The 7,330-nt window shown below is 73.7% G+C and carries 7 protein-coding genes; 3 read left to right on the forward strand and 4 right to left on the reverse strand.

Annotated features, from left to right (window positions below; translation table 11 throughout):
• The first annotated feature begins 1 nt into the window (after nt 1).
• Nucleotides 2-2,125: a bifunctional polysaccharide deacetylase/glycosyltransferase family 2 protein gene (locus ACXN5W_RS27495; protein ID WP_473161295.1), complete on the forward strand. Its 2,124-nt coding sequence runs from the start codon at nt 2-4 to the stop codon at nt 2,123-2,125.
• Nucleotides 2,126-2,173: 48 nt separating this feature from the next.
• Here the strand turns inward: ACXN5W_RS27495 and ACXN5W_RS27500 are convergent, their stop codons facing one another.
• Nucleotides 2,174-2,740 (reverse strand): TetR/AcrR family transcriptional regulator, encoded by a 567-nt coding sequence (locus tag ACXN5W_RS27500; protein ID WP_473161296.1) that lies wholly within the window; start codon nt 2,738-2,740, stop codon nt 2,174-2,176.
• Between the two features lie 52 nt (nt 2,741-2,792).
• On the opposite strand from ACXN5W_RS27500, the gene ACXN5W_RS27505 reads away from it, so the two are divergent.
• The gene (locus ACXN5W_RS27505; RefSeq protein ID WP_473161297.1) at nt 2,793-3,317 is read left to right on the forward strand and encodes a GNAT family N-acetyltransferase; all 525 of its coding nucleotides are present in this window, start codon (nt 2,793-2,795) and stop codon (nt 3,315-3,317) included.
• On the opposite strand, the gene ACXN5W_RS27510 is transcribed toward ACXN5W_RS27505, so the two are convergent.
• From ACXN5W_RS27510 to ACXN5W_RS27520, 3 genes are read right to left on the reverse strand one after another with little or no spacing between them, the layout of a single operon-like run.
• Entirely contained in the window at nt 3,310-5,556 is a 2,247-nt protein-coding gene (locus ACXN5W_RS27510) for a heavy metal translocating P-type ATPase (protein ID WP_473161298.1), read from the reverse strand. The two genes, ACXN5W_RS27505 and ACXN5W_RS27510, sit on opposite strands and share 8 nt — an antisense overlap.
• A gap of 11 nt (nt 5,557-5,567) precedes the next feature.
• Nucleotides 5,568-6,581 (reverse strand): hypothetical protein, encoded by a 1,014-nt coding sequence (locus tag ACXN5W_RS27515; RefSeq protein WP_473161299.1) that lies wholly within the window; start codon nt 6,579-6,581, stop codon nt 5,568-5,570.
• Between the two features lie 23 nt (nt 6,582-6,604).
• Nucleotides 6,605-6,814, reverse strand: coding sequence for a heavy-metal-associated domain-containing protein (locus tag ACXN5W_RS27520; RefSeq protein ID WP_473161300.1), 210 nt, complete (start codon nt 6,812-6,814; stop codon nt 6,605-6,607).
• A 155-nt stretch (nt 6,815-6,969) separates the two neighbouring features.
• Here ACXN5W_RS27520 and ACXN5W_RS27525 point away from each other — a divergent pair, with 155 nt between their 5' ends.
• Nucleotides 6,970-7,281, forward strand: coding sequence for a metal-sensitive transcriptional regulator (locus ACXN5W_RS27525; RefSeq protein WP_473161301.1), 312 nt, complete (start codon nt 6,970-6,972; stop codon nt 7,279-7,281).
• Nucleotides 7,282-7,330 lie beyond the last annotated feature (49 nt).

Below are 7,330 nucleotides of genomic sequence, written 5' to 3' on the forward strand. Positions count from 1 at the left end.
GATGTCGCGGCACGTCGCGCGCCGGGAGCCCCGCGCGCACTGGCTCCTGCTCCTGCTCGGCCTGGCGGTGCTGCTGGCCGCGCTGACCCTGCACGGCTACGCCACGGGCCTCGGCGGCGGGTCCGGCCCCGGTACGCCCGATCCCAGGGCCGCGCCTGCGGACCGGGCGGTCACCACGGGCGGGCCGGTCCTGCGGCTGGACGGGGACCGGCCGGTGAGCCGTTCGATGCCGGCCCGGACCATCGCGCTGACCTTCGACGACGGACCCGATCCGGAATGGACGCCCAGGGTGCTGGACGTGCTGCGCCGAAACCACGCGCACGCCACGTTCTTCGTGGTCGGTGCCCGGGTCAACGAGCATCCCGAGCTGGTCCGGCGGATCCTCGCCGAGGGCCACGAGATCGGATCGCACACGTACACCCACGCCGAGCTGGCCAGCCTGCCCGGCTGGCGCCGCGATCTCGAACTGACGTTGACCAGCAAGGCGATCAGCGCCGCCACCGGGCGACAGGAGACGCTGTTCCGGCCGCCGTACTCATCCGAACCGTCCGCGCTCACCGCCGCCGACGTGACCGCGCTGCGCCAGACCGGCCGGATCGCGGTGCTGGCCGACCGGGACACCCGGGACTGGGAACGGCCGGGGGTACCGGCGATCGTCCGGGCGGCCACCCCGGACCGTCCGGCGCGCGGCGCGGTGGTGCTCATGCACGACGGGGGCGGTGACCGGGCCGAGACGGTGGCCGCGCTCGACCGGCTGCTGCCCGAGCTGACCCGCGCCGGATACCGGTTCACCACCATCAGCGAAGGGCTGGGCGGCCCGTCCACCGGCGTGCCGGCACCGACCAGCGCCCGGCTGGGTGGCCTGGCCCTGCGGTACGTCCAGCTCGGCGCCGGCGGGCTCGCCGACGTGCTGACCGTGCTGCTCACCGTGTCGCTGGTGCTGGGTCTCGCCCGGCTGGCCGTGCAACTCTGTTGCGCCCGGATACACCTGCGGCAGGTCCGCCGGCGCCGGCGGACCGCGACGCCGGTGCTGGCGCCGGTGTCGGTGATCGTGCCCGCGTACAACGAGGCGGCCAACATCGCCGCGACCGTGCGGTCGCTGGTGGCCAGCGCCTATCCCCGGCTGGAGGTGATCGTCGTCGACGACGGCTCCAGCGACGGCACGGCGGAGATCGTCGAGCGGCTGCGGCTGCCCGGTGTGCGGGTGGTCCGGCAGGCCAACGCGGGCAAGCCCGCGGCGCTCAACACCGGTGCCCGGCATGCCCGGGGCCAACTGCTGGTCCTGGTCGACGGCGACACCGTGTTCCAGCCGGACACCATCCGTGAGCTGGTGCGGGGCTTCGCGGACCCGACCGTGGGGGCGATCTCCGGGAACACCAGGGTCGCGAACCGGCGCCGGCTGCTCGGCCGGTGGCAGCACCTGGAGTACGTCATCGGCTTCAACCTGGACCGCCGGATGTACGACGTACTGGGGTGCATGCCGACCATCCCCGGCGCCATCGGCGCGTTCCGTCGGGAGGTCTTCCTCGGCGTCGGCGGTGTCCCCTCGGACACTCTCGCCGAGGACACCGATCTGACCATGGCCGTGCTGCGGGCCGGCTGGCGGGTGACCTACGAGGAACGTGCCATCGCCTGGACCGAGGCCCCTGGGTCGCTGCGCCAACTGTGGCGGCAGCGGTACCGCTGGTGCTACGGCACGATGCAGGCGATGTGGAAGCACCGCCGGGCGGTGCGGCTCGGTGGACCCGCCGGCAAGCTGGGTCGGCGCGCCCTGCCGTACCTCGCGGTCTTCCAGCTCGCGCTGCCACTCGCGGCACCGGCGGTCGACGTCTACGCGGTCTACGGTCTGATCTTCCTGCCGGGTTCGCAGCTCGCGGCGGCCTGGCTCGGGCTGCTCGGGCTGCAGGCCCTCACCGCCGGCTACGCGCTGCACCTGGACCGCGAGCGGTACGGTCCGCTGTGGAGCCTGCCGCTGCAACAGGTGGTCTACCGGCAGGTGATGTATCTGGTCGTGGTCCAGTCCGTGGTCACGGCGCTGCTCGGCAACCGGTTGCGCTGGCACCGGATGGTGCGTACCGGCGAGGCCGCCGCGCTGGTCGGCCCCGGCACAGCGCCCCGCGCCTGAGCCCGGGCCTGCGCACGACCGGCCGGAACCGGTACCGCCGGGCGACCCTCAACGTCCGGCGGTCACCAGCCGGAGGTGTTCGGCCACGGCGGCACCGGTCCGCTCGGCGTCGCCGGTGGCCAGCAGGTCGAGCAGCGCCCCGCGCAGCACGGCGAGGGTCAGGGTCCGGCCGGTGACGTCCCGGGTCTGCGTCGGATCGGCCAGCACGTCGAGCCAGTCCAGGACGGTCTGCCGGGCGAAACCGGCCCATGGACCGTCGGGCTCGGTGAGCGACCGGCCGTACGCCTCCACCCAGAGCGCGAGCAGCGGACGGTGCTCCGGTGCCGCCAGCCAGCTCCAGACCGTGCGCGCCGCATCCACGGTGCTGGTTCCCCGATCGGTCTGCCGGAGCCGGTCGAGCAGGGCCAGCTCCTCCGCGCGGGCCCGGCCGAGAAGCGCCCGGACCAGCCCGTCCTTCGACCCGAAGAGGTAGAGCAGGACCCGTGGGCTGGACCCCACGGCGGTGGCCAGCGGCCGGAGCGACAGGTCGGCCAGGCCGTGCCGGAGGGCGTAGCGGTAGGCGGCCTCCAGCAGTTCGGTACGCCGTGGCGACGGGGCTTTCGGGGTTTCCGACATGGTGTTACCTTGCCACTGAAACGACTGTTTCACTAGTGGTGAGGTGAGCGACGTGACGGTGCTGATCCGACCCGCCAACCAGCCCGGTGACCTGGGCTGGGTGGTGCAGGCACACGGCGAGATGTACGCGACCGAGTTCGGCTGGGACGCCAGCTTCGAGGCGCTGGTGGCCCGGATCGTGGCCGAGTACGCCGCCGGTCACGACCCGGACCGCGAGGCCGGTTGGATCGCCGAGGTCGACGGGCAGCGGGTCGGCTGCGTCCTCTGCGTACGCGCGGACGACGAGACCGCCCAACTCCGCGTCCTGCTGGTCGACCCGGCGGCCCGGGGCCGGAACATCGGCGGCCGGCTCGTGGACCAGTGCCTGGACTTCGCCCGGCGGGCCGGCTACCGCCGGATGCGGCTGTGGACCAACCACCCCCTCGTGGCGGCCCGCCGGCTCTACCTCTCCCGCGGCTTCACCCTCGTCGACGAGCAGCCGCAGCCCAACTTCGGCGCGGATCTCACGGCTCAGGTGTACGAGTTGGACCTGCACGCGGACCCGGTGCCGGCGCGGGGCGCCCGTCCGCTCACCTGAAGCGGCGCAGCCGGAGGCTGTTCGCCACCACGAAGACCGAGGAGAAGGCCATCGCCGCACCAGCGATCATCGGGTTGAGCAGCCCGGCGGCGGCCAGCGGCAGGGCCGCCAGGTTGTAGGCGAACGCCCAGAACAGGTTGCCGCGGATGGTGGTCAGGGTCCGCCGGGCCAACCGGATGGCGTCGGCGGCGGCCGTCAGGTCGCCCCGGACCAGGGTCAGGTCGGACGCCTCGATCGCCACGTCGGTGCCGGTGCCCATGGCCAGCCCCAGATCGGCCTGGGCCAGCGCGGCGGCGTCGTTCACCCCGTCGCCCACCATGGCCACCCGCTTCCCGGCTGCCTGGAGCCGGCGGACCACCTCGACCTTGTCGGCCGGCAGCACCTCGGCGATCACCTCGGTGATCCCCACCTCGGCCGCCACCGCGCGGGCGACCGTCGAGTTGTCGCCGGTGAGCAGCACCGGATCGAGGCCGAGGTCGCGCAGCCGGGCCACCGCGGTCCGGCTGGTCGGCTTCACCGTGTCGGCCACCGCGAGCACACCGCGGGCCCGGTCGGCCCAACCGACGAGCACCGCCGTCCGGCCGGCGGACGCCGCGTCGGTGGCGGCCCGCCGCACCTCCGGCGGTACGTCGAAACCGCGCTCGGCCAGCAGCCGGGGTCGGCCGACCAGCAGAACGCGTCCGTCCACCTCACCGGTCACGCCCAGCCCCTCGACGTTGCCGAAGCCGGTGACCGGGGACAGCGGACCGGCCTCGGCGGCGGCACTCGCCACCGCCCGGCCCACCGGGTGCTCCGAGGCGGCCTCCACCGCCCCGGCCAGCCGGAGCAGTTCGGCGGCGTCCTCCCCGGCCGCCGGCAGCACGTCGACCAGGCTCATCCGGCCGGTGGTGACCGTGCCGGTCTTGTCCAGCAGCACGGTGTCGACGGTCCGGGTCGACTCCAGCACCTCGGGACCCTTGATCAGGATGCCGAGTTGGGCCCCCCGGCCCGTACCCACCAGCAGCGCCGTCGGGGTGGCCAGCCCGAGGGCGCACGGGCAGGCGACGATCAGCACGGCGACCGCCGCCGTGAACGCGGCCACCGACCCGGCGCCGGTACCCAGCCACCAGCCGAAGGTGGCGACGGCCAGCGCGATCACGATCGGCACGAACACCCCGGAGATCCGGTCGGCGAGCCGCTGCACGGCCGCCTTGCCGGTCTGCGCCTCCTCGACCAGCCGCGCGAGCTGCGCGAGTTGGGTGTCGGCGCCGACCCGGGTGGCCCGGACCACGAGCCGACCGCCGGCGTTGACGGTGGCCCCGACCACGCTGTCACCCGGGCCCACCTCGACCGGCACCGACTCCCCGGTGACCAGGCTGGCGTCGACCGCCGAGGAACCCTCCTCGACCGTCCCGTCGGTGCCGATCTTCTCGCCCGGCCGGACCACGAAGCGGTCGCCCACGGCGAGCCGCTCGACCGGTACCCGGAGCTCCACACCGTCCCGCAGCACCGCGACGTCCCGGGCGCCGAGTTCGAGCAGGGCCCGCAGCGCGGCCCCGGCGGTGCGCTTGGACCGCGCCTCGAAGTAGCGCCCGGCCAGCAGGAACACGGTGACCCCGGCCGCCGCCTCCAGGTAGATGTTGCCGGCGCCGCCGCCCCGGGCGATCTCGAACCGGAACGGGTGGGTCATCCCCGGCATGCCGGCGTTGCCGAGGAACAGCGCCCACACCGACCAGCCGAACGCGGCGAGGGTGCCGAGCGAGACCAGGGTGTCCATGGTCGCGGCGCCGTGCCGCAGGTTGACGAACGCGGCCCGGTGGAACGGCAGTCCGCCGTACGCGACGACCGGGGCGGCCAGGGTCAACGACAGCCACTGCCAGTAGTCGAACTGCCAGGCCGGCACCATGGCCAGCACGATCACCGGCACACTCAGCACGACCGAGATCCACAGTCGGGTACGCAGCACCCGCAGCTCGTCCACCGGCTCGACCCGACTCTCCCGCTCCCGCGCCGGAGGCGGCGGCAGCACGGCGGTGTAGCCGGTCTTCTCGACGGTCGCGATGAGCTGGTCCGGGGTGATGCCATCCCGGTACCGGACGTCGGCCTTCTCGGTGGCGTAGTTGACGGTGGCGGTCACCCCGTCCAGCCGGTTCAGCTTCTTTTCGATCCGGGCCGCGCAGGAGGCGCAGGTCATGCCGCCGATCGCCAGCTCGATCCGGTTCGGCGCCATCGGCGGCGTCCCACTGGTGGTGGTGGTCATGCCAGTTCCCTTCAGTCGTGCCCGAGCCCGGAACCGCCGGCCACGACCGTGAACTCGGCCGTGTGTACGGCACCGCCGTGCCGGAAGTTCAGGAACAGCCGGTACGTCCCGGCCGACGGCACCTCGACGGAGAAGCTCACCGCCGGTCCCGGCACCGTCCGCCCGTCATCCGGCCCGCCGTCCGGATGCACGTGCAGGTACGCCAGGTCACCGGCCCGCAGCGCCACGAGATGCCCGTACGCCCCGAGGTACGGCTGGAGGTCGGTGACCGGTGCGCCACCTCGGCTGACCGTCAGGGTGAGCCGGGCGGTCCCGCCGGGTCGGGGCTGGCCGGCCAGGGTGACCGTGTACCCGTCGACGGTGGTGCTGGCGGCCGGTGCCGGCAGTGGCCGGGGCGTGAAGCTGCCGGCGACGGCCAGGTCCACGCCGAGGGTGCGCGGCCCACCACCGGTGGGGGTGAAGTCCGCGAAGGCCCGCCAGCTACCGGGCGCCCCGAGCGGGTCGTCGACCCGCCAGGTCCCGTCGGGGTCCAGTTCCGGGTGTACGTGCCGGAAGCCGGACAGGTCACGGCGGACGACGATGAGGTGCATCCGCCTGTCGTGCTCGACGTCGTACGCCAGGACCGGATGGCCGTCCGGGCCGGTGATCCGGAAGGCGAACTTTCCGGCCGGCGCGTCGGCGGGGACCAGCGTGTATCCCCGGTCGGAGACCTGGAGACCACCCGGCAGGTGGGTCGAGGGGCCCGGGCCGGCCATCCCGTCCTGCCCGGCGGCGTCGGATCCGCCACCGGTCGTCCCGGACGCACCCCCCGCCGACCCGTGGCCGGCGCCGGAGTCACCCGCCGACCCGTGGCCGGCGCCCGAGTCACCCGCCGACCCGTGGCCGGCGCCGGAGTCACCGACCGATCCGGGTGCGGTTTCGGCGGCCGGGACGGTGGGGCCGGCGACGTGGCCGACCCCGTACGCCGCCCCGAAGACGGCCGCGAGCCCGAGCGCGAAGCCGCTCAGTTTCAGCGCCGTGTTCATCCCGTCCCTCCCTCCCGGCCCGGTCAGCCCTCGACGAGCTGGTAGCCCGCCTCGTCGACGGCCGCCCGCACGGCGGCCGGGTCCAGCGGCTCGTCGCTGGTGACGCTCACCCGACCGGCGGCGAGATCGACCTGGACATCCTGAACTCCGGAAAGCGTGGTGACCTCGCTCCGGACGGCATTGACACAGTGCTCACAGGTCATTCCCTCGACCCGGTAGTCCGTCGTGACCATCGCGGTCCTCCTCTCGGCTCCCCGTCACCATATACCCCCCTAGGGTATGCAGGGTCACCGATGTGTGCCGGATTACAGCTCGACACCGTTACCCCCAAGGGGTATCCGGGTCGGACCGTAACATACCCCCGGTGGGTAGCGGTTATCCTTGCCGGATGACCGCACCGACCACGCCGGCCAGCGGGCCGACCCGGGGCTACACCGCCAGCAAGGATCAGCTGCTGGCCCGGCTGCGCCGGGTCGAGGGGCAGGTCCGGGGCATCGGCAAGATGGTCGAGGACGACCGGTACTGCATCGACGTCCTGACCCAGATCTCCGCCATCCAGGCCGCCCTGGACAAGGTCGCCCTCGGCCTGCTCGACGGCCACGCCCGGCACTGCATGCGAGAGGGCGCAGCCGACGGCCGAGCCGACGAAATGGCCACCGAAATGATGGCCGCCATAGGCCGCCTAATGAAGCGCAGCTAACCCCACCCCCACCCCCACCCCACCCCCCCTCCCCCACCCACCCCCTCCC

The organism is Plantactinospora sp. A48 (assembly GCF_055793945.1).